This is a genomic window from Janthinobacterium violaceinigrum, from assembly GCF_009208555.1.
GTDB classification, from domain to species: Bacteria; Pseudomonadota; Gammaproteobacteria; order Burkholderiales; family Burkholderiaceae_D; genus Janthinobacterium; species Janthinobacterium violaceinigrum.
Window position 1 is genome coordinate 13453 of sequence record NZ_WFLI01000033.1, and the last position, 21286, is coordinate 34738.

Consider the following 21286-nt stretch of genomic DNA (forward strand, 5'->3'; position numbering starts at 1 on the left):
CCTAACATTCAATTTATTGCTTGAATGTTATAAGGGTGCTAGCATCGTGTCAATGAAAAATGCCGATATCGAATTTCTGACCGGTTCCGCCGGCTTTGCCCATATTTTAGGCAGCGCGCCGCGCCTGCGCCTGCTCGAGCAGGTCGCGCAGGGCGAGTTTGCGGTGGAGCAACTGGTGGAGTTGACGGGCCTGTCCGTGGCCAATACGTCGCAGCATTTGCAGCAGTTGCGGCGTGCCGGATTCGTGCAGGCGCGGCGCGACGGCAAGCGCGTGCTGTACCGGCTGGGCAGCGGACCCATCGTGCAATTGCTGGCCGCATTGGAACTGTATGCGCAGCATCAGCGCAGCGAGTTGCAGGCGCTGAGCCGGGGTGACCACGTGGAAGCCATCACGGGCGACGAGTTGCTGGCGCGCATGCAGGAAGCCAGTATCACCGTGCTCGACGTGCGGCCCGCACAGGAATTTGCGGCCGGCCACTTGCCCGGCGCGATCAATATCCCTTTTGATGACTTGCAGCGCCGCCTGGGCGAATTGCCGGCGAACGCAGAAATTGCCGCCTACTGCCGCGGCCCGTATTGCGTGCTGTCCGTGCAGGCAGTGGCGGCGCTGCGCCAGCATGGCTTGCATGCGCGCCGTCTCGGCAGCGGCTACGACGATTGGCAGGCGGCCGGCTTGCCTGTCGTCAAGGCGGCGTGATGGCTATCCCCAACAGCAAGCAGGAACTGGTCGACGCCATCAACGGCACGTATGCGAAGTTGATGCAGGAACTCGCGCGCGTGCCGCCCACATTGGCGCGCGATCCCGTGCTGGAAGGGCAGGTGGCGGGCACGCGCATGAGCGTGTGCGACTTGCTCGCCTACCTGGTGGGCTGGAACGAGCTGGTCTTGCACTGGCACGCGCAGCTGCGCGATGGTCAACGCATCGAGGACATCGCCTTTCCCGCCGAAGGTTTCACGTGGAACGCTCTGGGAAAACTGGCGCAGCGCTTCTATGCGGACTATGCTGAATTGGGTATGGACGACTTGCTGCAGCGCCTGGAACAGGCCAAAAACCAGCTGCTGGCGCTGATCGACAGCCATGACGATGCGCAACTGTATGGCCAGCCCTGGTACACGCATTACACGATGGGACGCATGATCCAGTTCAATACGGCGTCGCCGTATGCAAATGCGCGCACGCGTTTGCGGGCCTGGCTCAAGACCTTATAGGGGCCAGAGCGGCAGGCTTGCACGATTGCATCAGTACACTGAGAAAATTTTTCAGGCAGGATAGTGGTTTCAAGCGCAACCCTCTGAAGGATCACCATGCTGACCATCGCCCTCGCCCAGATGAATCCCACCGTGGGCGATTTCGACGCCAATGTCGCCGCCCTCATCGCGCGCATGGACCGCGCGAGCAGCGACGGTGCGGACCTGCTGGTGTGCCCCGAACTGTCGCTGTGCGCGTACTACCCGGGCGACCTGTTCGAGGATGCCGCCTTCCTGCGCGGCATGCGGCAGGCGCTCGACACCTTGCTGCAGGCGTCCACGCGCTGGCCGGCGCTGGTCACCGTCATCGGCGCGGCGCGGCCCAATCCCGGCATCGGCAAGCCCCTGTATAACGCCTTGCTGGCGATGCGCGACGGGCGCATCGTGGCCGAATACTACAAGCAGCTGCTGCCGACCTACGGCATCTTCGACGAGGGCCGGCATTTCGAACCGGGCCCGCCCGGCGCCTGCACCCTGACGATTGCCGGCTGCAAGGTCGGTTTCATGATTTGCGAGGATGGCTGGAACGACGATGGCCGTGCCTACGCCGTCAACCCCTTCGACGCCCTGCATGCGGCGGAGCCCGACCTGATCGTCAGCATCAACGCCAGCCCGTCCGATATCGGCAAGCGCGCGCAGCGCCACGCCGTGTTTGGCGCCGCCTGCGCGCGCGTGAACTTGCCCTTGCTGTTCGTCAACCAGGTGGGCGGCCAGGATCAGCTCGTGTTCGACGGCGCCTCGTTTGCCGTCTCCCCGCGCGACGGCGTGCAATTCGAGGCGGCCCGCTTCGTCGAGGATTTTCAATTGCTGCGCTTTGCCGGCGGCCGTTTTACGCGCACCGATGGCCTGCCCTTTCCCGTGCCGGACCCGGACGGCATTCCCGCCGTCGAATTTGCGCGGCGCCAGATCGTGCTTGGTTTACGCGATTACGCGCGCCGCTGCCGCTTCACGAAAGTGGTGGTCGGCTGCTCGGGCGGCATCGATTCGGCGCTGACGCTGGCCCTGGCCGTCGAGGCGCTGGGCGCGGACAACGTGGTGGCCATCACCATGCCGTCCGTGTTTTCCAGCGCCGGTTCCGTCACCGATTCCGTGGCCCTGTGCGCCAACCTGGGCATCGCGCTGTACACGCATCCGATCCGCGACATCGTGGCGCAGTACGAAGCCGGATACGCGGGGGCCTTTGACGGCAAGCTGCAGGGGCTGCCGCTGGAAAACCTGCAGGCGCGCGTGCGCGGCACGATCCTGATGGAATACTCGAACGCGTTCGGCGCCCTGCTGCTCACCACCGGCAACAAGAGCGAAATCTCGGTGGGCTACTGCACCCTGTATGGCGACACGAACGGGGGACTGGGGCTGATCGGCGACCTGTATAAAACGGAGGTCTTCGCCCTGTCGCGCCACGTCAACGCCAGCGCGGGGCGCGAGCTGATTCCCGTCGCCGTGCTCGACAAACCCCCGTCGGCGGAACTGGCGCCGGGCCAGCGCGACACGGACAGTTTGCCGCCGTATCCCGTGCTCGATGAAATTTTGAAGTGGCATATCGAGGGCAAGCGCCTGCCGGCGGCCGAAAGCGCGCAAGCGTCGGCCTTTGTCGGCCAGCTGCGCCAGACGGACGACGGGCGCGCACTGGTGACGCGCATCCTCGGCATGGTCGCCCGCAACGAATACAAGCGGCGCCAGGCGGCGCCCATCATCCGCGTGCGTTCGCGCGCCTTTGGCAGCGGGCGCCAATTGCCGATTGCCGCCTACTACCCCACCGGAGACGACGCATGACCCTCGCCTATCCCGCCGACGCGGCCATCCTGATCGGCCGCTTCCAGCCTTTTCACAATGGCCATGCCGGCCTGCTGCAGAAGGCGCTGGCCACCGCGTCCAGCGTGGTGGTGGTACTCGGTTCCGCCTTCCATGCGCGCAGTCCGAAGAACCCGTTTACGTGGCAGGAACGGGCCGCCATGATCGCCGCCACCCTGCCCGAGGCGCAGCGCGCGCGCGTGCATTACGTGGCCGTGCGCGATTACTACGACGATGGCTTGTGGGCCGACGCCGTGCGGCACGCCGTGGCGGGCGCCCTGCCCGCGGCGCAGCGCGTGACCCTGGTGGCCTGCTTCAAGGACGCCACCAGCTATTATCTGCACCACTTCCCCCACTGGCAGCTGCTGAATCTGGAAATCGACGCGGGCGCGCCCATCGGCGCGACGGCCATCCGCAACGTGCTGTTCGAAGCCGAGGACGTGGACGTGTCGCTGAGCGCCGTGGCGCAGCTGCTGCCGGCGGCCATCGGCCAGTATCTGAAAGCGTGGACCTTGCTGCCGTGGTACGCGCCGCTGGTGCAGGAATACCGCGCCATCGAAGCGTACAAGGCGCGCTGGCGCACGGCGCCGTATGCGCCCATCTTTTGCACCGTGGATGCGCTGGTGCAGACGGGCGGCCACGTGCTGCTCGTGCGCCGCGGCGGCTATCCGGGCAAGGACTTGTGGGCCTTGCCCGGCGGCTTCCTGGAACCGCGCGAACGGCTGCTGCAGGGCGCCCTGCGCGAGCTGGCGGAAGAAACCCAGCTGGGCGTGCTGGCGCCTACCCTCGTCGAGGCGCTGGTCGGCGTGGCCGTGTTCGACCACCCGGACCGCAGCCAGCGGGGGCGCACCATCACGCATGCGCACTATTTTGACTTGAAGACGCGCCAGCTGCCTGCCGTGACGGCGGCCGACGATGCGGCGCTGGCGCAGTGGGTGCCGGTGAGCGCCCTGCCGGCCATGGAAGAGCAGTTCTTCGAAGACCACTTCCATATCCTGAACCACTTCCTCAAGCTCACGCACGAGGGGCGCTGAGGGGGCGCCGCAGGGCGCTTTCCCCCTCGCCGCCCGTCAGGACGTCACGCGTTCCCAGCCATGCCTGACGGCCGCCTTGAAGTCGTCCCACGCGGACTGGGGATACGTGTGTTCCCAGTTGCTGCGCAGCTCGGGCTCGACCTGCTCCCAGCCTTGTCCCCGGTAGCTGTCGCTGCCCGCCATCGAATGGCCATAGCGGTAGGCGGGATCGTAGTCGTCGAAGCGCCCGCCGCTGGACGCGTACTGGCTGCTCCAGTGGTTGCGGTAGTACTGCTCGTCGTCGTAGCTGGTGCCGGGCAGGTTGTCGGCGCCGGGATAGCGGCGCACGTTGGCGCCTGCGCTGGACGGCGGCGGCGCTGCCATGCCGCCCGCAAATTGCTGCGATGTGGATGTCGCCGCGTTCACGTTGCCGGCCGGCGTGCCCTGCTGCGATGGCGCGCCTGACTGCATGCTGGCGCCCTGGCGCATCGCGCTGTCGCTGGTGGGTGCGCCTTGCCAGCCGCCGGCGCGCCAGTGCTCGGCGTGCGCATCGATGTCGAGCGGCGCGTAGCGCTCGACGAGGTCCGTGGCGCGCTGGATATCGGCGTCGCTCGCCTCTTCCAAGGTCAGCACGACATGTCCGCGCCGCACGGCTTCCGCATAGATGTGGCGGTCGGCGTGGCTGCCGAACAGGTCCGTAAAGAAATGCTTGATGTTGTCGAGCAGGTTGTCGCTGTCGTCGCGGCGGATGTTTTCCGCTGCGGAAATATCGTCACCGCCCGCATCGTGCAGGCGGATGTTGGCGCTGGGAAAGCCCGCCGTGATCAGGTCGTGCCGGGCGCGCTCGGCCATATCGCGCAGGACGAAAACTGCTGCCAATGTATGTGCCATGATGGTCTCCAATCGGTGAACAACGTCCTTTCAGTGTAGGCCGTGAAAAACGAAAGGGGCGCTCGTTTGCCCCTTGGAAATCGTTGTGTTCAACAAGTGTTGGCGACCTGATATGGATGCCGTGGCGCCACGTGAAACCTCAGGCGGGCGTGCCTACGAACGCGCGCAAAAAGTCGATAAAGGCGCGCACTTTTTCCGCAATATGCTGCGTGTTCGGGTACACGGCATACACGCCCTGCTCCGGGAAGACGACGTCGGGCAGCAGGCGGCGCAGGCGTCCCGCGCGCACCTCGGCGGCCACCAGCCATTCGGGCAGCAGGGCCACGCCGCAGCCACCCAGGGCAAAGCCCAGCAGGGCCGAGGCGGAATCGGAATGGATGGCGGCATCGTCCTGCGCGGCAAAGGCGGCGGGGCCGTCCGGCGTCTGCACGTCCCAGCGCAGGGGCGACGCGAGGCGGCTGTGCGCCAGCCAGCGCGCGCGCTGCAGGTCGGGCAAGGTGGCGATGTCGCGGCCGGGCAGGCTGGCCAGGTAGGCGGGCGAGGCGACGGGCCAGATCGCGTACGGCTCGATCAGCGCGGCGCGGTAGCTCGAATCGTTGAGGGACCCCATGCGGATGGCCAGGTCATAGCCGCCCGAAATCAGGTCTTCGTGCGAGGACGACGAGGAATGCTGGATCTGCAGCTGCGGATGGGCGGCGGCAAAGGCGATCAGCGCGGGGACCACCGTGCGGCTGCCGTATTCCACGGTGGTGGTCAGGCGCAGGGTGCCGCGCAAGCCCTGGTGGCCCTGGCGCGCCGTCTCGATGGCGCCGTGCGCTTCGCTGAGCACGCGCTGGCAATCCTCGTAAAAGCGCCGCCCCACGTCCGTCAGCGCCAGGCTGCGCGTGCTGCGCGTGAGCAGCGACACACCCAGCTCCGCTTCCAGCTGTTTCAAATTGAAACTGACGACGGCCTTGCTCTGGCCCAGCACGGCGGCGGCGGCCGTCAGCGAACCGGCGTCGACGATGGCGATGAAAATACCCAGGCGGTCAAGACTGATCATAAATAAAAATGAGTAAACATGCGGGTTTCCGAGGTTTGTCAAAATTTGTTTGACAGTGTAATCGGGGCTGGCCCGTTACGCAAATGGCCTGCGGCGCTTAAGCTGGCCGTTTGCCATTCGGAGCACCATGGACTATCGCAAAAAAGTCGCGGCCATCTATCTGCTGGGGTTTTTCGTCGACCTGATCAACATGTTCATCACCAGCGTCGCCTACCCCGACATCGGCCATGCCTTGCACGCCTCGGTGGCGCAGCTGGCCTGGATCAGCACCGCCTACATTCTCGGCCTGACCATCGTCATCCCAGCCAGCGCCTGGCTGGCTGCCTATTATGGCAGCAAAACGGTGTTTGTGTCTTCTTTGCTAATCTTTTTGTGCGCCAGCATCGGCGCCGGCCTGGCGCAGTCGATCGAGGCGCTGATCGCCTGGCGCTGCGTGCAGGGGCTCGGCGGCGGCTTGCTGATCCCGCTGGGGCAAAGCATGACCTACCAGCTGTACCAGCCCGCCGAGCGGCCCGGCCTGTCCTCCGTCATCATGCTGGTGGGCTTGCTGGCGCCCGCCCTGTCGCCTGCCTTGGGCGGTGCGATCGTCGACAGCCTGTCGTGGCGGGCGATCTTTTACCTGAACGTGCCGTTTGCCGTGCTGACGCTGCTGCTGGCCGTCTGCTGGCTGCGTCCCGATCCCCCGCGCGCTGCCGTTCCCCGTCTCGATACGGGCGGCCTGCTGGCGGGCAGCACGGCGATTTTGCTGCTGCTGCTGGGCCTGACCATGCTGGGCACGCCGGGCGCGTGGCTGGCCGGCGCCGGCGTGCTGGCGCTGGGCGCCGCCTGCGCGTGGGGCTATGTGCGCGGCGCGCTGCGCAAATCCACGCCCCTGCTCAACCTGCGCCTGGCTACCGAACCCCTGCTGCGCGTGTCCATGCTCATGTACCTGCTGGTGCCGGGCGTGTTCATGGGCGTGAGCCTGCTGGCCATGCTGTACCTGCAGGGCGTGCTGGGCATGCCCGCGTCCACGGCGGGCGCGCTGATGCTGCCGTGGGCGCTGGCCTCGTTTGCGGCCATTTCGCTGACGGGGAAAAGCTACCGCCGCGTGGGGCCGCAACCGCTGTTCATCGCTGGTGCGCTGCTGCAGGCGGCGGGCATGCTGCTGCTGCTGCGGGTGGACTCGGCGGGCCAGTTGTTCTGGCTGGCCGGCGCGTATGCCGTGATGGGCTTTGGCGGCGGCTTGTGCAGCAGCACGGCGCAAAGCACGGCGTTCCTGCGCATGCCGGACGGGCAGCTGAGCCAGGCCAGCGCCGTGTGGAACATCAACCGCCAGCTGGGCTTTTGCCTGGGCGTGGCGCTGCTCAGCGTGCTGCTCAACAGCCTGCTGGCGGCGCACGGCATTAGCTCGCTGGACGACCCCGCCCAGCATGCGCGCGCGGCGCAGGTGTTTCACTGGTGTTTTGCGCTGGCCGCCGCCTCGTGCGTGCTGCCGTTGGCGCTGTGCGCGCGCATCGATAACCGCGCCATTCTCGACCTTTTACATCACCATGGAGTAGCGAAAAAATGAAGACAATGAACCCCTGTTTTGACGACGTGTTATCCACGCATGTGCTGATCCGCGAGTGGCTTTCGGGTGCAGCCACGGCACCCGAACATTGCGCCAATTTGCTCGCGCGTTTTTCACCCGGGTTCACGATGGTGGCGCCGGGCGGCAAGCCGCTCGACCATGCTGGCTTGACGGCGTTTTTCCAGGGCGCCGGCGGCAGCCGTCCGGGCCTCATCATGCGTATTTCCGACCTGACATTGATACAGGACAGCGCCACCGGCGCCACCGTGTCTTACCGCGAATTCCAGTCGCTGCCCGGCGCAGAAAACACCGAGCGGCTGTCGACCGTCGTGTATGACAAAACACCGGCTGGTAGCCTGCTGTGGCGCCATCTGCACGAAACGTGGGTGGCGCGGGCGGATTGATCTTGCCACGTGGTGGCACGCGCGCTGCCTGAAGCACGATGCGCGTATCATGCGCTTCTTGCACTCGGAGAAAACACAGATGCGCATAGACACGACATCGGACTCGCCAAGCTGGACCAAGGTCTTTGACATTGCTCATGAACTGCGGCAGCTTGGTCCCTTGATGGAAGAAAAATATCCTGATCTCGACTGGGAATTGTTTGTCTGCCTGCGCTGCGTGCCAAAAGACTTGCAGCGAAAAACATTCTGCCGCTATTACGCCAGCGACAAGATGTTCGGCCTCGATATCGCCATGGAAGAGGAAGACTTCGTGCCGGTGAAAAAAGACACGCCTGGGCAACGCAAATTGATCGGCACCGCTTTCTTCACTTTTTTTGCCGCCAGCATCCGGAAATACGAGAAAAAACTTCCGGGGCTCCAGCCCGTTTCAGCGCAGCTGATCGCCGATGTGCGGCAATGGTGCATCGCCAGTCAGTGGCTCGATTCCGCCGTCTGATGCGCCATGCACACGCGGGCACTCACGTGAGGTCGTGCAAGTCCTTGCGCTGCGCCGGGCCGATGGAAAACCGGGAAAATTCCACCTCCAGGCCACCGCGTTCCGGCGTGCAGCACATGGGCCCGACGCGGTAGCGCGATGCCGCGGGAAACGGCGCCAGGCGCAGCAGCGGCCAGCGCTGGCCATCGGTCGAATACTGCACGCGGATGGCGCCTTGTGCCACCGTCACGCGCAGCCAGAAACCGTCGGGTATGGCGGGCGCCAGGCTGACGGCCCAGTCGGAGTGTTCCACCGTCAGCACTGTGCTGAGCAGCAGCTGGCCGTCGGAAAATTCGACGCCGCATTTGATCCAGTTCTGCTCGTCGATGCGCACCATCAAGCCGGCCTGGTCGTACAGTGCGGCATACTGCGCCGCCACGTGCAGCTGCGCCGTAAAATCGCCGTCGACGTCCGTGCCGAAAAAGTGGCCGCTGTCGCGGATAAAGCCATAGTGAGTCTTGCGCCAGAAATCCGTGCCCGCATCCGTTGTCACGCGCAGCTGCGCATCGTCGGCGGACCAGTTTTCCGGTGGATTGAGCCAGCTGCCTTGCGTGAACATCGCGTGCCTTTCCGGGCTAAAAAGATCACATAGTTTGCCCCCATCCCAGCGCCTTGTACAGGGCAATCGCGTCGATGTAGGACGCCGTTTCCGCCAGCAGCGCTTCGCGCCGGATATCGAACAGGGCGCGCTGGTTTTCCAGCACGGCCTGGTAGCTGCCGGCGCCGCCCCGATAGCGCGTGCTGGCGATATCGAGCGCCGCATTGCCGTGGCGTGCCGACTGCAGCAAGGAGGCCAAGCGCGCCTGGTTTTCCGCCAGCTGCGTGACGGCGTTTTCCACGTCTTCCTGCGCGACCAGCAGCGTCTGCGCATAGCGGGCCAGCGCGCCTTGCGCCTCGGCCTGCGTGCCGCGCAAACGTGCCTTCACGCTGCCCAGGCGGAAGGCCGGATAGCTGACGGAGGGCGCCACCTCGAAGGCGCGCGCGCCGCCGTCGAACACGCTGCTGCCGCGCAGCGCAAAGAAGCCTAGAAAACCACCGAGGCTCAGGCGCGGATACAGGTCTGCCGTGGCGGCCCCCACGTCTTCGCTGGAGGCGGCCAGCAGGCGTTCGGCGCGCACCACGTCGGGACGGTGCTTGATCAACTCGTTTACGTCGCCCAGCGGCAGCTGGCCCGCCAGCGGCGCCTGTTGCCGCGGCATGGTGGCCAGCGCGATGGCGCCCGGTGCCTGACCGCTCAGGACATCGAGCCGGTACTGCGCCTGGCGCAAGCCCGCCTGCAACGGCGGCAAGGCCGCCTCGCTGCGCGCCAGGTTGGCCAGCGCGTTGTGGCGCTCTTCCGGCAAGCCGCTGCCGGCGCGGATGCGCGCGTCGGTCAACGCCACCGTGTCGCGCCAGCTTTGTATCTGCGCCTGCGTCAGCGCCAGGTTTTGCTGGTAACCGAGCGCTTCGTAGTAATTGCGTGCCACCTCGGCGGCTATCGTCAGCTGGACCTGGCGCAAATCCGCCTGCGCCGCGTCGGCGCGCGCCTGTGCCGAGCGGGTGACGTGCGCGAGGCGGCCGAACAGGTCGATCTCCCATTGCGCATCGAAACCCGCGCGCGTGCTGGCGCTGGCGGCGCGGCTGTCTGGCGCATCCTGCTGCACGCTGCGCCGCCATCCTGCCTGGCCCGTGACGGTGGGCAGTTCATCGAGGCGGCGCTCGTCGAAGACGGCACGCGCGGCCAGCAGGTTTGCCTGCGCCTGCGCGATATCGAGGTTGTGCGCCAAGGCGCTGGCGATCAGCTGCGACAGGCGCGCATCGTCGAAAAACGTCCACCAGGCGGTGTCGCCGGCAGCGGCCTGGCCAGGCGCAAACTGCGCTTGCTGCGGGCTGGCCAGATGGATGTCGGGCGTGCCCGGCGCGATGTAGGCGGGGCTGACGGCGCAGCCGGCCAGCAGAGCAATGACAGCAAGGGGAAACAGTCGTTTTTTCATGTGGATTCCTTAGTGTGGCGCAGCGTCTTGCGCCAGCGCCTGCGACAGATCGCGTGCGCGCGGCGTGGCATCGTCGGCCGCGTGACGGCGGGCCAGGAAGGTGTACACGGTGGGCAGCACGAACAGGGTAAAAAAGGTGCCGATCAACATGCCCGACACGATCACCACGCCCAGGCCGAAACGGCTGTTGGCGCCGGCGCCGGACGCGAACAGCAGCGGCACCAGGCCCACCACCATGGCGGCCGTCGTCATCAGGATCGGGCGCAGGCGGATCTGCGCCGCCTTGCGGATGGCGCTGAGGCGGTCCAGCCGTTCATGCACCTGCAATTCGTTGGCAAATTCCACCATCAGGATCCCGTGCTTGCTGATCAAGCCGATCAGGGTCACGAGGCCGATCTGCGTGTAGATGTTGACGGTGGCGTAGCCGAGGGCCAGCGGGATCAGGGCGCCGCAGATCGACAGCGGTACCGTGATCAGGATGATCAGCGGGTCCGTCAGGCTTTCATACTGCGCCGCCAGCACGAGGTAAATCACGACGACGGCCGCGAGGAAGGCCAGCAGCAGGGCATTGCCTTCCGTGGCGAACTGGCGCGCATCCGATTGCCAGTCGTAGCTGAAGCCGGGCGGCAGGGTTTTCGCCACGCCATCGAGGAAGGCGACGGCGTCGCCCAGGGTCACGCCCGGTGCCGGCACGCCCTGGAAGGTGGCCGCATTTTGCTGGTTGAACTGGGTCAGCATGTTCGGCTCGATCTGTTCCGTCACCGACACGACGGCGGACAGGGGCAGCAGGCTGCCATCGTCGGCGCGCACGTACTGCTGCGTCAGGGCTTGCGCCGTCAAGCGCTGCTCGCGCGGGCTTTGCGCGATGACGTCGTATGCGCGGCCATCCATGCCGAAGCGGTTCAGATAATTCTCGCCCACCAGCACGGCCAGCGATACACCGATGTCCTGCATGCGGATGCCCAGGCTGTTCGCCTTCGAGCGGTCCACGCGCACCTTGACGACAGGGTTGTTGTAATCGAGGTCGCTGTCGACGACGGCAAACAGGCCGCTGTCGCGCGCGCGCTGCTTGACGTCTTCCATGGTGCGGAACAGGGTGGCGTAATCCTGCGCGCTGCGCAGCACCATCTGCACGGGCAAGCCGCCGCTCGATCCCGGCAAGGGCGCCAGCTGGAAAGCGAAGATGCTGGTGCCTTCCACGTCGCCCACGGCGTGCTGCAATTCGGCCTGGATGACGGCCGCATTGCGCGAACGTTCGGCCCACGGCGTCAGGTTGATGCCGCCGATGCTCGACGCCGGGCCTTCGCCGCCGTTGATGATCCAGCGCGACGCCGTTTCCGGCACATTCTTGTAGATGTCATCGAGCTTGTACGAGAAGCGTTCCACGTAATCGAGGTTGGCATGCTGCGGCGCCTTGATCGCCGTCAGCACGCTGGCCTGGTCTTCCGCGGGCGCCAGCTCGCGCTGCGGCAGCAGGTACAGAAACGGCAAGCTGACCATCACCAGCGCGGCGAAACCGGCACTGAGCCAGCGGTGGTGCAGCGAGCGGTCTAGCAGGCGCGCGTAGCGCGTGGTCAAGCCGTCGAAGAAACGCTCGGCGGCGCGCGCCATGCGCCCTTCCGATTGTTTCGGCTGCAGCAGCAAGGAGCTCATCACGGGAGACAAGGTCAGCGCCACCACGCCCGACACCACCACGGCGCCGGCCAGGGTCAGCGCGAATTCCTTGAACAGCGCGCCGGTGAGCCCCCCCATCATGCCGATGGGCGCATACACGGCCGCCAGGGTGATGGTCATGGCGACGACGGGGCCGGCCACTTCGCGCGCGCCCACCAGGGCGGCCGCCACGGGCGTCTTGCCTTCCTCGATATGCCGGTGCACGTTTTCCACCACGACGATGGCGTCATCGACCACCAGGCCCACGGCCAGCACCATCGCCAGCAGGGTGAGCAAATTGATGCTGAAGCCGAAGGCCAGCATCAGTGCCGCCGCGCCCAGCATCGACAGGGGGATCGTCACGACGGGAATGAGCACGGAGCGCAGGGAACCCATGCACAGGTAGATGACGATGACGACGATGAGCAGCGCTTCAAGCAGGGTGTGCGCCACTTCGTCGATGGAGGACTGGATGAAGCGCGCCGTCTCGAACGCCAGCTCGACCTTCACGCCTGGCGGCAGGGTTTTCTGGATCTCGGGCAGCAGCTTCTTGATGCCGTCGACGATCACCAGAGGGTTGCCGCCGGGCGTGGGCGACAGGCCCAGATACACGGCCGGCACGCCGTCCATGATGCCGCTTGTTTCCGTCGCCGCAGCGCCCAGTTCCACCGTGCCCACGTCCTTCAAACGCACGAGGGCGGCGCTATCCTTTTCATCGCCGCCCTTGCGGATGACCATGTCGCGGAACTCCGCCACGCTGGTCAGGTCCGTGTTGACGCTGATGTTAGCGACGACGAACTGTCCCTTCACCTTGCCGGGCGCCGTCTGGTAGTTATTGCGCCGCACGGCATCGGCCACGTCGGCCGCCGTCAAGCCCCGCGCGGCCAGTTTTGCCGGGTCGATCCACAAACGCATGGCCAGCTGCTGGCCGCCATACACGTCGACCTTGGCCACGCCGTCGATGGTGGCGAACATCGGCTGCACCACGCGCGCCAGGTAATCCGTCAGCGCGGGCGCGGACACGCTCTCGCTGGCAAAGCCCACATAGGCGACGGCCGAGGAATCGCCGGCCGCGCGCTCGATGACGGGATCGAAAGCGCCTTCGGGCAGCTTGTAGCGCACCTGGTTGACCTTGGCCATGACTTCCGTCAGCGCCTGCGTGGAATCGCGGTTCAGTTCCATGCGCACGGTGACCGTGCTGCTGCCCTGCACGGACGACGACGTCAGGTAATCGATGCCTTCCACGGACGACACGGCTTGCGCGATCGGCTGCGTGACAAAACCCTGCATCAGTTCCGCCGAGGCGCCCGGATACGTGGTCTTCACCGTGATGGTGGACGATTCGAGCATCGGGTATTGGCGGATCGGCAGCTGCTTGATGGCGATCACGCCCAGCATCAGAATCAAGGTGCTGATCACCAGCGCCAGCACGGGGCGGCGCACGAATAAATCGGTCAATTTCATGGTAGTGGCCTTCGCTTAAGAACCGGCTTTGGGCGCGGCGCGTTTGACTTCATCGAGGGTATTGGCCACGGCCTGCACGGCCATGCCGTCGGCCAGTTTCAGCTGGCCCGAGGCGACCACGCGCTGGCCCTCGCGCAAGCCGTCCAGGATGGCCACGCGGCCCCCTGCCCGCTCGCCCAGTTTCACGCCCACGCGCTTGACGGTGAGCGGCTGCCTGCCTTCCTGCTGCGCCACAAACACCGTGTCGCCATATGCGCTGTAGGTCACCGCCGTTTCCGGCACCGTCAGCTGCCGGCCAGCCTCGCGCGCCACGCGCACATTCGCATACATGCCCGCCTTGAGCGCGCCACGGGGATCGGTCAGCGCCGCCTGCACCTGCACCATGCGCGAGCGGGCGATCAATGGGTCGATGGCGTTGATCTTCGCCGTGAAGACCTGATTCGGATAGGCGTCCACCAGCACTTGCACGGCCTGGCCCGGCGCCAGTACCGCGCTGCTCTGTTCATCGAGGGCGAAGTTCACCAGCAGCGACCTTGTGTCGATCAGGCTGGCCACCGTGTCGGCCGCGTTCAGGTACTGGCCCGCGTGCACCTTGCGGATGCCCAGCTGCCCCGCGAACGGCGCGCGGATGGTCTTTTGCGCGATCAGCGCTTCCGTCTGGCGCACGTCGCCCAGGGCCGCATCGCGCGCGGCCAGCGCCGCATCGAGCTGCTCCTGCGTGGCCGCTTTTTCCCTGACCATCTGCGCCGCGCGGGCATGGCTGCTTTCCGCGTTTTTCAGCTGTGCGCGCTGGCGCAGCAGGGCCGCCTGTTCCTGGGCGTCATTGAGCTGCACGAGGACGGCGCCGGCCGCCACGCTCTGCCCCGATTCAAAGCGGATCTGCGTGACGCGTCCGCCCGTTTCGGCCGCCACCTGCACCTGGCGCGCCGCTTCCAGCTCGCCCACGCCGGCAAAGAAACGCTCCTGCGTGCCCAGCACGACGGGCACCAGCGCCACCTTGGTGGTGGGGTAGGCGGCACCGGCCGCATGGGAGTCGGCGCGCGGGTAGAGCGCGGCGCCCGCGACGGCCAGGGCGATGGCCAGCGCGGAGGCGCCAACAATTTTCGTATTCATGATGAGGTCCTTTACTGCAAGAAAGGGATAACGACAAAGGGAGGAAGGGGCGCAGCGGAGGCTGGTCAGGTCCGCTGCGCGTCAGAAGTGAACGTTAAAGAGGAAAAACAGGCCGATGCTCCACAGCAGCAGCACCAGGTGCGTCGTCTGCAAGCCTTCCTGGGCGATCCAGTAGCCGAACCACAGGCCGCCCAGGTGCATCAGCAGCAGGAAGGCGGCCATGGCGCACAAGGCCAGGTTCAGCCAGGGCAGCGCAGCCATCAGCGACGCGCCCAAGAACAGGGTCACGCCCGTCCAGGCGGCGATGGCGGCCAGCAGTTGCAAGGCCAGCACCACGCCCAGCGCAATGCGGTGCACGGCCAGCGAGGTGAGCGCGCGGCGCAGCAGCGGCGTCTGGGTGGTCGGGTCCTGGCGCAGCGGATCCATGCGCATGGTGTTGCCGATGGCCCAGACGGAGCCGTGGAAGGCGTGCAGGTTGTTGAGGGTGGCCAGGCTGAGCCAGATGGCCAGGCCGGTGGCGAGGATGGCGTGAAACAGCCAGATCGAGTCAGACAGTTGCATGGGAAAATCCTGTCAAAAGAGTACCTTGCCGGCATACGGACGTGGAAACTCCTCGACAGCGGGGAACTACCGGCCTATTATGCAAGCAATTAGTTGGTTAACTGGCCCCATGATAGTTGAGTGAAATGAATTACACAAGTAAACGTTTGGATAATCAGGATGCGCCGCAAACGACGGAGCGCATCCTGTATTTCATCAAGACCAAGGGACCCGTCTCCACGGCCACCCTGGCCAAGACCCTGGACATGACGGGCGAGGCGGCGCGCCAGCAAGTGCAGAAGCTGGTAGCCGCAGGCCTCATCGAGGGGCGCCAGGAAGCGCAGGCGGGCGCGGGACGGCCGCGCCAGAACTGGGTCTTGACGGAAGCAGGCAATGCGCGCTTTCCCGACACGCATGCGCAGCTGACGATCAAGCTGATCGGTTCCGTGCGCCAGCTGTTCGGCGAAGCGGGGCTCGATAAACTGATCACGCAGCGCGAAGAGGAAAGCCGCAGCGCGTATGCGCTGGCGTGCTCGGCGCCGGACTTGCCCACGCGGCTGCAGCAGCTGGCCACCGTGCGCGATGAAGAGGGCTATATGGCCCGCGTGGAAGCGGATGGCAAGGACTGGCTGCTGATCGAAGACCATTGCCCCATCTGCGCTGCCGCGCGCACCTGCCAGGGCTTTTGCCGCTCCGAACTGCAGCTGTTCCAGGAAGTGGTGGGGCCGGGCGCGACCATCGTGCGCGAGCAGCATTTGCTCACGAACGCGATGCGCTGCATCTACCGCATTTCTCCTTTGCCCTAGGCTTTCGGAAACAGGGGCCGGGCGGCCAGCGCCACCAGCCCCGCCAGCCACCACACGACGGGCCAGTTGCTGGCCGCCCGCAGGTGCGGGATGGCGATCGGCGTGAGGAACAGGCCCACATAGACGGCCGTGTTCGCCATACCCAGGGCCGTGCCCGCATTGGCGCCGCCCGCTTCCGTGGCCAGTTCCGTGTAGGCCACGCCATGCCAGGCGGATACGGCGATGCCGGCGGCCACCACCGCGGCCATCAACAGCCAGCCCGGCGCCGCCAGCCAGGCGATGCATCCCAGCACAATGAATGACGCCAAGGCCACCAGGGCCGAGCCGCGCAGATAGGCGGGCCGGTTCGCGTGGCGGTCCGTATGGCGTCCGCTCCAGATGCGCATCACCATGGCGCCCGCCTGCAGGGCCACCATCACGGCCGTGATGGCAGCCAGGCCCAGGTGGCCATGGTCGTGCAGGAAGACGGTGGCGTAGCTGAGCACGGCAAACTGGGGCACGCACAGCAAGCCGATGGCCGCCACCATGCGCCAGACTTTGCGGTTTTTGAGTGGACCCGGCAGGGGCGGCGCAGGCGTGACCGCAATCAGGCCCGTGGACGCGTTTTGCGGGCCCGTGGCGGCCTCGGCAGAGAAATCTGGCTCATGCATCCATCGCCACGTGAAAAACGCCGACAGGCCGCATACGCAGGCCAGGGCGCCAAACACGGGCACAAAGCCATAATGTGACGCCAGGCTGGGCAGGACGAGGGCGCCGAGGCCGCCACCGAGGGGCACGGCCGTCTGGCGGATGCTCATCGCAAAACCCCGTTCGCCCGTGCCGAACCAGCGCATCACGGCGCGGCCGCTGGCACCATTCACGCTGCCGCCCAGCACGCCGACTGCCGCCAGTCCCGCCGCCAGCGCCCACAAGGGCGGCACGGCGCCGTCAGCGGGCGTGATCCACAGCAGCAGGGCCAGCAAGGCCAGCATGGTGCCCAGCAAGCCCGCCAGCAGCACGGGGCGGTCGCCCCAGCGGTCGGTAGCCATGCCCCACGGCAATTCGGTCAGGGCCACGCCCAGGCCCATGGCGCCCAGCGCCACCCCCAGCTGCGTATTGCTCAGGTGATAGCCGCTGCGCAGCCAGATGGCCGTCGTGGGCATGCCGTTGGCGGCGGCGGAAAAGCTGGCATTGGCGGCCACGCCCACGGCCAGCACTTTCCAGCGGTGGGCATCGCCCAGCGCGGGCGAGGGGACGGCGACGGGAACGGGAACGACTGGGCAACTGGTGGTCATGGCAGGGAGGAGAAAGTGGTTGACCCTGACAGTGTTGCGCGCTACGATCATTCTGAATATCAGATAATTTACGATTAACCATCCCATAAAACCGGACGATTGCCTTTGCGCCATGAGCTTGCTGAATTTTGACATCGCCTTTTTGCGCAGCTATGTGGCTGGCATCGAGCTGGGCAGCTTTGCCCGCGCGGCCGACAAGGTGGGCCGCTCCACCTCGGCCGTCAGCGCGCAGCTGAAAAAACTCGAGGAGCAGGCGGGCATGCCCCTGTTTCGCAAGGATGGGCGGGGCCTGGCGCTGACGCCGGCGGGCGAAGTGCTGCTCGGTTATGCGCGCCGCCTGCTGGAACTGAACGACGAGGCGGCCGTCGCCTTGCGCGGCGCGGAACTGGAAGGCTGGATCAAGCTGGGCTTGCAGGAGGATTTTGGCGAAGCCTTGCTGCCCGACGTGCTGGGGCGCTTTGCCCGCGCGCACCCGAAAGTGCGCATCGAGGCGCACGTGGCGCGCAACACGGAATTGATGGAACGGCTCGCCATGGGCCAGCTGGACCTGGCCCTGCTGTGGGGCGGCGCCTGCATCGCCGACGTGGCCGAGTATCCGCTGCAGCAGCGCCAGCATATTGCCGAGCCGGCCATGCGCTGGATCGCTTCATCCAGCCTGGACTGGCGCCCCGAGTCGGGCGAGCCCCTGCCGCTGATCACGTTCGACCGCGACTGCCTGTTCCAGCGCTGCGCCACGCAGGCGCTGGACGGGGCCGGCATTGCCTGGCGCACGGCGTTTACCAGTCCCAGCCTGGCCGGCCTGTGGGCGGCGGCCGCTGCCGGGCTGGGCGTGACAGTGCGCACCAGCCTGGGCTTGCCTTCGTCCGTGTGCGCGCTCGATCATGCGGCGGCGGGCTTGCCCGCCCTGCCCCCGCTATCGCTGGAATTGCTGCGCGCCTCCAGCGTGTCCCGGCCGCCCGTCGAGCGGCTGGCCGGCCTGATCATCGAGTCGCTGCAGCAAGGGGCAGCTTAAAACTCCTGCACCGTGGGGCGCAGCACGATTTCATTGATGTCCACGCCATCGGGCTGCTCGATCGCATACGCCACGGCGCGCGCCACGGCATCGGCGGGAATGGCTTGCTTGTAGAACTCCTTCAGTCCGGCCGCGCTTTCCGCGTGGCTGCTGCCGCCGGCCAGTTCCGTATCGACGGCGCCGGGCAGGATGGTGGTGGTGCGGATGGTGCCGCCGCTGGCGGCCAGCTCATGGCGCAAGCCTTCCGAGATGGCGCGCACGGCAAACTTGGTGCCGCTGTAGACGGTGCCACCGGGGCTGAACACTTTCGCGCCCGCCACCGATGAAATATTGATGAAGTGGCCGCTGTTTTGCGCGCGGAAATACGGCAAGGCGGCCGCGATGCCGTACAGCACGCCCTTGATGTTGATATCGATCATGCGCTCCCATTCCTCGACCTTCAGCGCGTCGATGGGAGCGATGGCCATCAGCCCCGCATTGTTGATCAGCACGTCGACCTTGCCGAACACGGCCAGCGCCGTTTCGACCAGGCGCGTCAGGTCGCCCGCCTGGGTCACGTCGGTACGGGCAATGGCCGCCTTGCCGCCGGCGGCCGTGATTTCCTCGGCGATGGTGTTGAGCAAATCCATGCGCCGCGCACCGAGCACGACGCAGGCGCCCAGCGCGGCCAGATGGCGCGCCGTGGCTTCGCCCAAGCCGCTGCTGGCACCGGTGATGACGACGACTTTCCCTGCAATTGCTTGATTCATGATGGATTCCCTGTGGGGGCAGCACAATGCTGCGGTTGACATCGATCAATGCTGGCGCGCCATGCCAGGAAGCGGCCGCGCTGCAGGCACAGCTTAGCGCATTTGCTCCCTGATTTGCTATAAAAATGATAATTATTATGAGCGTGCAATCAGCACCTGCACGGGCGCCATGGGGAAATCGCTAGCGCTGTACTGCTCCACTTGCCGCCAGCCCGTGTCGCGCAGCAGCTGCGCCAATTCCCCCTGCCGCGTCACCGTGCGGCCCAGCATGCGCATCGGCAAATAATAAGGCAGCACGCGCGCCGCATCGCCGGGCGCGGGGGGGATTTCCGCCTGCACGCAGACGAACACGCCGCCGGGTTTCAGGGCCGCATGTATCTTGCGCAAGGCACCGGCCAGGTCGGGCACGAAATGCAGCACGGACGAGCACCAGATGAGGTCATAACCGCTGCCGATGTCGTCGCTGTCCAGGTCGCCGCCCAAGGTATCGAGGCGGTCCGATAGTTGCGCATGGGCGATGTTCGCAGCTGCCACGGCCACCGTTTCCGGCCAGTCGAAGACGCAGCCGCGCAAGCCCGTATGGGCTTGTGCCAGCGCAATGGCAACCCAGCCGGGACCGCCGCCCACGTCGAGCAGGCGCAGCGGCGTGCTGCCGTCCGTAAACAGGGCGATGCGCTGCATCACGGACAGGGCTGCGCGCATGGTGACGGCGCGTTGCTCCTGGCCGATTTGCTGCTGCGCGGCGGCGGCCCAGTTGATGCCATTGGCCGTGCTGTAGGGCTTGACCTTGCCGCCGTCGCGCACGAGGGTCGTCAGTTGCGTGGCGAAATGGCGCAGCGCATGCAGCCGGTACAGCCAGGCGTCGCCACAAAAGGACGCAGCGTTGCGGCAGAAATACTGCAAGGTGGTGGCCGTGCAGCGGTAGCTGGCCGCCGTGTCGCCGGCGCTGGGGGCCACGCCGCGCTCGAGCACCTGCATGCTCCACAGCAATTCCAGCAGCAGGGCCGTGTGCGGCACGTGCAGCGACAGGGCCTCGGCCAGTTGCGCGGGCGTGTGCGGCGTGACCAGCACGTCGAGAATGCCCAGTTCCAGGGCGGCGGCCAGCCCGTCCGCCTGGACGGGCGCGACGGCCAGGTCCCAATACGGTTGCAAGGCATGTTGCGAAGTGAACGGCATGATCTTCCTTTCGGCGAGGTGGGCATGGAAGCTATTTTATGTAACAATGAGAATAATTATCATTTGCATTTGTATGCGGCACGGCGCATTTCGTATGCGCAGCGTTGCGCAGGGACTGGGAGGAGCGAGGATGGAACAGGACAGGGAAGCGGCAGGCTGGACGCGGCGCCAGCTGGACCTGCAGATGGGCGAGTGCCGCGCCGACCAGCGCCAGGTCGACCAGGGCGTGCTGCTCGTGCATTCCGATTACCGCCCGCGGCTTGCGCTCGCCGAGCAATCGAAGCATGACGATGCGGGCGGCCTGGTCATTACCATCGGCCTGGAAGGCGCGTCCCATTACGCCACGCGCGATGGCGAGCAATTGCGTTTTCAGGGTGGCCATACGACCATGACGGTGTTTCGCCACACGAGCGGCGAGCGCCGTTTCGAAGCGGGCCAGCGGGCGGCGCAATTGCGCGTGCTGGTCGATGAAGATGCGCTGGCGCGCTACTGGCCCGAGGGTTTGACGTCCCTGCTGCCCAACGGCGGCGCGCGCCAGCTGGCGCATGCCGCCACCACGGCGGCCAGCGCCCTGCACGCGCGGGCGCTGCTGCGCGCGACGGACCCGCTGGCCGTGCATATCGGCGTGCTCAGCCTGCTAGCGGAGCAGTTGCGGGGATTGCGGCCCGTATCGCCGCATGTGCCGCGCTGGTCCGATACCGACATCGCCAAACTGGAGCGCGCCTACGCGCTGATGCAGGAGCAGATGGCGCAGGAGCTCACGCTCGACTACCTGTGCGCGCAAGTGGGGTTGAGCCTGTTCAAGTTGAAGCAAGGATGGCGCTACCGCTACAACGACAGCCCCCAGCGCACCCTGCTGGCGCTGCGCATGCAGCGGGCAAAGTTGCTGTTGGAAAATGGTTGCCAGGTGGCGCAGGCGGGCTGGCAAACGGGCTATCGCCACCCGGCCAATTTCAGCGCCGCGTTCAGCCGCTATTTCGGCTATGCGCCCAAGACCGTGGCGCGCGCGAAGGGCTGAACAGGCGGTGTAGAATCGGCGGGCAGGATCTACTC

The 21286-nt window shown here is 66.1% G+C and carries 20 protein-coding genes; 10 read left to right on the forward strand and 10 right to left on the reverse strand.

Translation table 11 applies throughout. The features are described from left to right. The first annotated feature begins 52 nt into the window (after positions 1–52). The 4 genes from GCN75_RS22395 (at position 53) to GCN75_RS22410 (ending at position 4073) form a co-directional block, all read left to right on the forward strand. Positions 53–697 carry an ArsR/SmtB family transcription factor gene (locus GCN75_RS22395; protein ID WP_152284359.1) on the forward strand — a complete coding sequence of 215 codons (645 nt, stop codon included), beginning with the start codon at positions 53–55 and terminating at the stop codon, positions 695–697. Beyond that, positions 697–1209 (forward strand): ClbS/DfsB family four-helix bundle protein, encoded by a 513-nt coding sequence (locus tag GCN75_RS22400; RefSeq protein WP_152284360.1) that lies wholly within the window; start codon positions 697–699, stop codon positions 1207–1209. The genes GCN75_RS22395 and GCN75_RS22400 overlap by 1 nt, the downstream gene beginning before the upstream one ends. A gap of 96 nt (positions 1210–1305) precedes the next feature. Next, the gene (locus GCN75_RS22405; RefSeq protein WP_152284361.1) at positions 1306–3021 is read left to right on the forward strand and encodes an NAD+ synthase; all 1716 of its coding nucleotides are present in this window, start codon (positions 1306–1308) and stop codon (positions 3019–3021) included. Continuing rightward, entirely contained in the window at positions 3018–4073 is a 1056-nt protein-coding gene (locus GCN75_RS22410) for a bifunctional nicotinamide-nucleotide adenylyltransferase/Nudix hydroxylase (RefSeq protein WP_152284362.1), read from the forward strand. The genes GCN75_RS22405 and GCN75_RS22410 overlap by 4 nt, the downstream gene beginning before the upstream one ends. 36 nt (positions 4074–4109) lie before the next feature. Here GCN75_RS22410 and GCN75_RS22415 read toward each other — a convergent pair whose 3' ends face one another. Both GCN75_RS22415 and GCN75_RS22420 read right to left on the reverse strand, forming a co-directional pair. Next, a complete protein-coding gene (locus tag GCN75_RS22415; RefSeq protein WP_152284363.1) occupies positions 4110–4943 on the reverse strand; it encodes a hypothetical protein in 834 nt (277 codons plus the stop codon). A 139-nt stretch (positions 4944–5082) separates the two neighbouring features. Next, complete coding sequence (locus GCN75_RS22420) at positions 5083–5985, reverse strand: LysR family transcriptional regulator (RefSeq protein ID WP_152284364.1); 903 nt, start codon at positions 5983–5985, stop codon at positions 5083–5085. 127 nt (positions 5986–6112) lie between these two features. On the opposite strand from GCN75_RS22420, the gene GCN75_RS22425 reads away from it, so the two are divergent. The 3 genes from GCN75_RS22425 to GCN75_RS22435 all read left to right on the forward strand — a co-directional run bounded on the left by GCN75_RS22425 (position 6113) and on the right by GCN75_RS22435 (position 8434). Beyond that, entirely contained in the window at positions 6113–7534 is a 1422-nt protein-coding gene (locus GCN75_RS22425) for an MFS transporter (protein ID WP_152284365.1), read from the forward strand. Then, positions 7531–7938 carry a DUF4440 domain-containing protein gene (locus GCN75_RS22430; RefSeq protein WP_226941519.1) on the forward strand — a complete coding sequence of 136 codons (408 nt, stop codon included), beginning with the start codon at positions 7531–7533 and terminating at the stop codon, positions 7936–7938. Before GCN75_RS22425 ends, GCN75_RS22430 begins: the two co-directional genes overlap by 4 nt. A gap of 79 nt (positions 7939–8017) precedes the next feature. Further along, positions 8018–8434 (forward strand): hypothetical protein, encoded by a 417-nt coding sequence (locus GCN75_RS22435; RefSeq protein WP_152284366.1) that lies wholly within the window; start codon positions 8018–8020, stop codon positions 8432–8434. 22 nt (positions 8435–8456) lie between these two features. Here the strand turns inward: GCN75_RS22435 and GCN75_RS22440 are convergent, their stop codons facing one another. From GCN75_RS22440 to GCN75_RS22460, 5 genes are all read right to left on the reverse strand, one after another. Then, on the reverse strand, positions 8457–9032 hold the full coding sequence (locus tag GCN75_RS22440; RefSeq protein WP_152284367.1) for a DUF1349 domain-containing protein: 576 nt from the start codon (positions 9030–9032) through the stop codon (positions 8457–8459). Positions 9033–9057: 25 nt separating this feature from the next. Next, the gene (locus GCN75_RS22445) at positions 9058–10446 is read right to left on the reverse strand and encodes an efflux transporter outer membrane subunit (protein WP_193317607.1); all 1389 of its coding nucleotides are present in this window, start codon (positions 10444–10446) and stop codon (positions 9058–9060) included. Between the two features lie 9 nt (positions 10447–10455). Then, positions 10456–13563, reverse strand: a complete 3108-nt coding sequence (locus tag GCN75_RS22450; protein ID WP_152284369.1) for a MexW/MexI family multidrug efflux RND transporter permease subunit — start codon at positions 13561–13563, stop codon at positions 10456–10458. A gap of 15 nt (positions 13564–13578) precedes the next feature. Continuing rightward, complete coding sequence (locus tag GCN75_RS22455; protein ID WP_152284370.1) at positions 13579–14676, reverse strand: efflux RND transporter periplasmic adaptor subunit; 1098 nt, start codon at positions 14674–14676, stop codon at positions 13579–13581. 81 nt (positions 14677–14757) lie between these two features. Continuing rightward, positions 14758–15237, reverse strand: a complete 480-nt coding sequence (locus GCN75_RS22460; RefSeq protein ID WP_152284371.1) for a DUF2165 family protein — start codon at positions 15235–15237, stop codon at positions 14758–14760. A 125-nt stretch (positions 15238–15362) separates the two neighbouring features. Between GCN75_RS22460 and GCN75_RS22465 the strand changes: the two genes are divergently transcribed. Beyond that, on the forward strand, positions 15363–16022 hold the full coding sequence (locus tag GCN75_RS22465; protein WP_152284372.1) for a helix-turn-helix transcriptional regulator: 660 nt from the start codon (positions 15363–15365) through the stop codon (positions 16020–16022). Here GCN75_RS22465 and GCN75_RS22470 read toward each other — a convergent pair. Further along, positions 16019–17296 carry an MFS transporter gene (locus GCN75_RS22470; protein ID WP_152284373.1) on the reverse strand — a complete coding sequence of 426 codons (1278 nt, stop codon included), beginning with the start codon at positions 17294–17296 and terminating at the stop codon, positions 16019–16021. The two genes, GCN75_RS22465 and GCN75_RS22470, sit on opposite strands and share 4 nt — an antisense overlap. Before the next feature lie 112 nt (positions 17297–17408). Here GCN75_RS22470 and GCN75_RS22475 point away from each other — a divergent pair, with 112 nt between their 5' ends. Beyond that, positions 17409–18308: a LysR substrate-binding domain-containing protein gene (locus GCN75_RS22475; RefSeq protein WP_152284374.1), complete on the forward strand. Its 900-nt coding sequence runs from the start codon at positions 17409–17411 to the stop codon at positions 18306–18308. Here the strand turns inward: GCN75_RS22475 and GCN75_RS22480 are convergent. Together GCN75_RS22480 and GCN75_RS22485 are read right to left on the reverse strand one after the other, a co-directional pair. Further along, complete coding sequence (locus tag GCN75_RS22480; RefSeq protein ID WP_152284375.1) at positions 18305–19057, reverse strand: SDR family oxidoreductase; 753 nt, start codon at positions 19055–19057, stop codon at positions 18305–18307. The two genes, GCN75_RS22475 and GCN75_RS22480, sit on opposite strands and share 4 nt — an antisense overlap. 135 nt (positions 19058–19192) lie before the next feature. Then, entirely contained in the window at positions 19193–20233 is a 1041-nt protein-coding gene (locus GCN75_RS22485) for a methyltransferase domain-containing protein (protein ID WP_152284376.1), read from the reverse strand. A gap of 130 nt (positions 20234–20363) precedes the next feature. Between GCN75_RS22485 and GCN75_RS22490 the strand changes: the two genes are divergently transcribed. Beyond that, positions 20364–21251, forward strand: coding sequence for a helix-turn-helix transcriptional regulator (locus GCN75_RS22490; RefSeq protein ID WP_152284377.1), 888 nt, complete (start codon positions 20364–20366; stop codon positions 21249–21251). Positions 21252–21286: the final 35 nt, after the last annotated feature.

What these genes read in the sequence shown, in the direction of transcription:
- GCN75_RS22395 (WP_152284359.1), top strand. Translation starts at nt 53, where the DNA reads ATGAAAAATGCCGATATCGAATTTCTGACCGGTTCCGCCGGCTTTGCC.
- GCN75_RS22400 (WP_152284360.1), top strand. Translation starts at nt 697, where the DNA reads ATGGCTATCCCCAACAGCAAGCAGGAACTGGTCGACGCCATCAACGGC.
- GCN75_RS22405 (WP_152284361.1), top strand. Translation starts at nt 1,306, where the DNA reads ATGCTGACCATCGCCCTCGCCCAGATGAATCCCACCGTGGGCGATTTC.
- GCN75_RS22410 (WP_152284362.1), top strand. Translation starts at nt 3,018, where the DNA reads ATGACCCTCGCCTATCCCGCCGACGCGGCCATCCTGATCGGCCGCTTC.
- GCN75_RS22415 (WP_152284363.1), bottom strand. Translation starts at nt 4,943, where the DNA reads ATGGCACATACATTGGCAGCAGTTTTCGTCCTGCGCGATATGGCCGAG.
- GCN75_RS22420 (WP_152284364.1), bottom strand. Translation starts at nt 5,985, where the DNA reads ATGATCAGTCTTGACCGCCTGGGTATTTTCATCGCCATCGTCGACGCC.
- GCN75_RS22425 (WP_152284365.1), top strand. Translation starts at nt 6,113, where the DNA reads ATGGACTATCGCAAAAAAGTCGCGGCCATCTATCTGCTGGGGTTTTTC.
- GCN75_RS22430 (WP_226941519.1), top strand. Translation starts at nt 7,531, where the DNA reads ATGAAGACAATGAACCCCTGTTTTGACGACGTGTTATCCACGCATGTG.
- GCN75_RS22435 (WP_152284366.1), top strand. Translation starts at nt 8,018, where the DNA reads ATGCGCATAGACACGACATCGGACTCGCCAAGCTGGACCAAGGTCTTT.
- GCN75_RS22440 (WP_152284367.1), bottom strand. Translation starts at nt 9,032, where the DNA reads ATGTTCACGCAAGGCAGCTGGCTCAATCCACCGGAAAACTGGTCCGCC.
- GCN75_RS22445 (WP_193317607.1), bottom strand. Translation starts at nt 10,446, where the DNA reads ATGAAAAAACGACTGTTTCCCCTTGCTGTCATTGCTCTGCTGGCCGGC.
- GCN75_RS22450 (WP_152284369.1), bottom strand. Translation starts at nt 13,563, where the DNA reads ATGAAATTGACCGATTTATTCGTGCGCCGCCCCGTGCTGGCGCTGGTG.
- GCN75_RS22455 (WP_152284370.1), bottom strand. Translation starts at nt 14,676, where the DNA reads ATGAATACGAAAATTGTTGGCGCCTCCGCGCTGGCCATCGCCCTGGCC.
- GCN75_RS22460 (WP_152284371.1), bottom strand. Translation starts at nt 15,237, where the DNA reads ATGCAACTGTCTGACTCGATCTGGCTGTTTCACGCCATCCTCGCCACC.
- GCN75_RS22465 (WP_152284372.1), top strand. Translation starts at nt 15,363, where the DNA reads ATGAATTACACAAGTAAACGTTTGGATAATCAGGATGCGCCGCAAACG.
- GCN75_RS22470 (WP_152284373.1), bottom strand. Translation starts at nt 17,296, where the DNA reads ATGACCACCAGTTGCCCAGTCGTTCCCGTTCCCGTCGCCGTCCCCTCG.
- GCN75_RS22475 (WP_152284374.1), top strand. Translation starts at nt 17,409, where the DNA reads ATGAGCTTGCTGAATTTTGACATCGCCTTTTTGCGCAGCTATGTGGCT.
- GCN75_RS22480 (WP_152284375.1), bottom strand. Translation starts at nt 19,057, where the DNA reads ATGAATCAAGCAATTGCAGGGAAAGTCGTCGTCATCACCGGTGCCAGC.
- GCN75_RS22485 (WP_152284376.1), bottom strand. Translation starts at nt 20,233, where the DNA reads ATGCCGTTCACTTCGCAACATGCCTTGCAACCGTATTGGGACCTGGCC.
- GCN75_RS22490 (WP_152284377.1), top strand. Translation starts at nt 20,364, where the DNA reads ATGGAACAGGACAGGGAAGCGGCAGGCTGGACGCGGCGCCAGCTGGAC.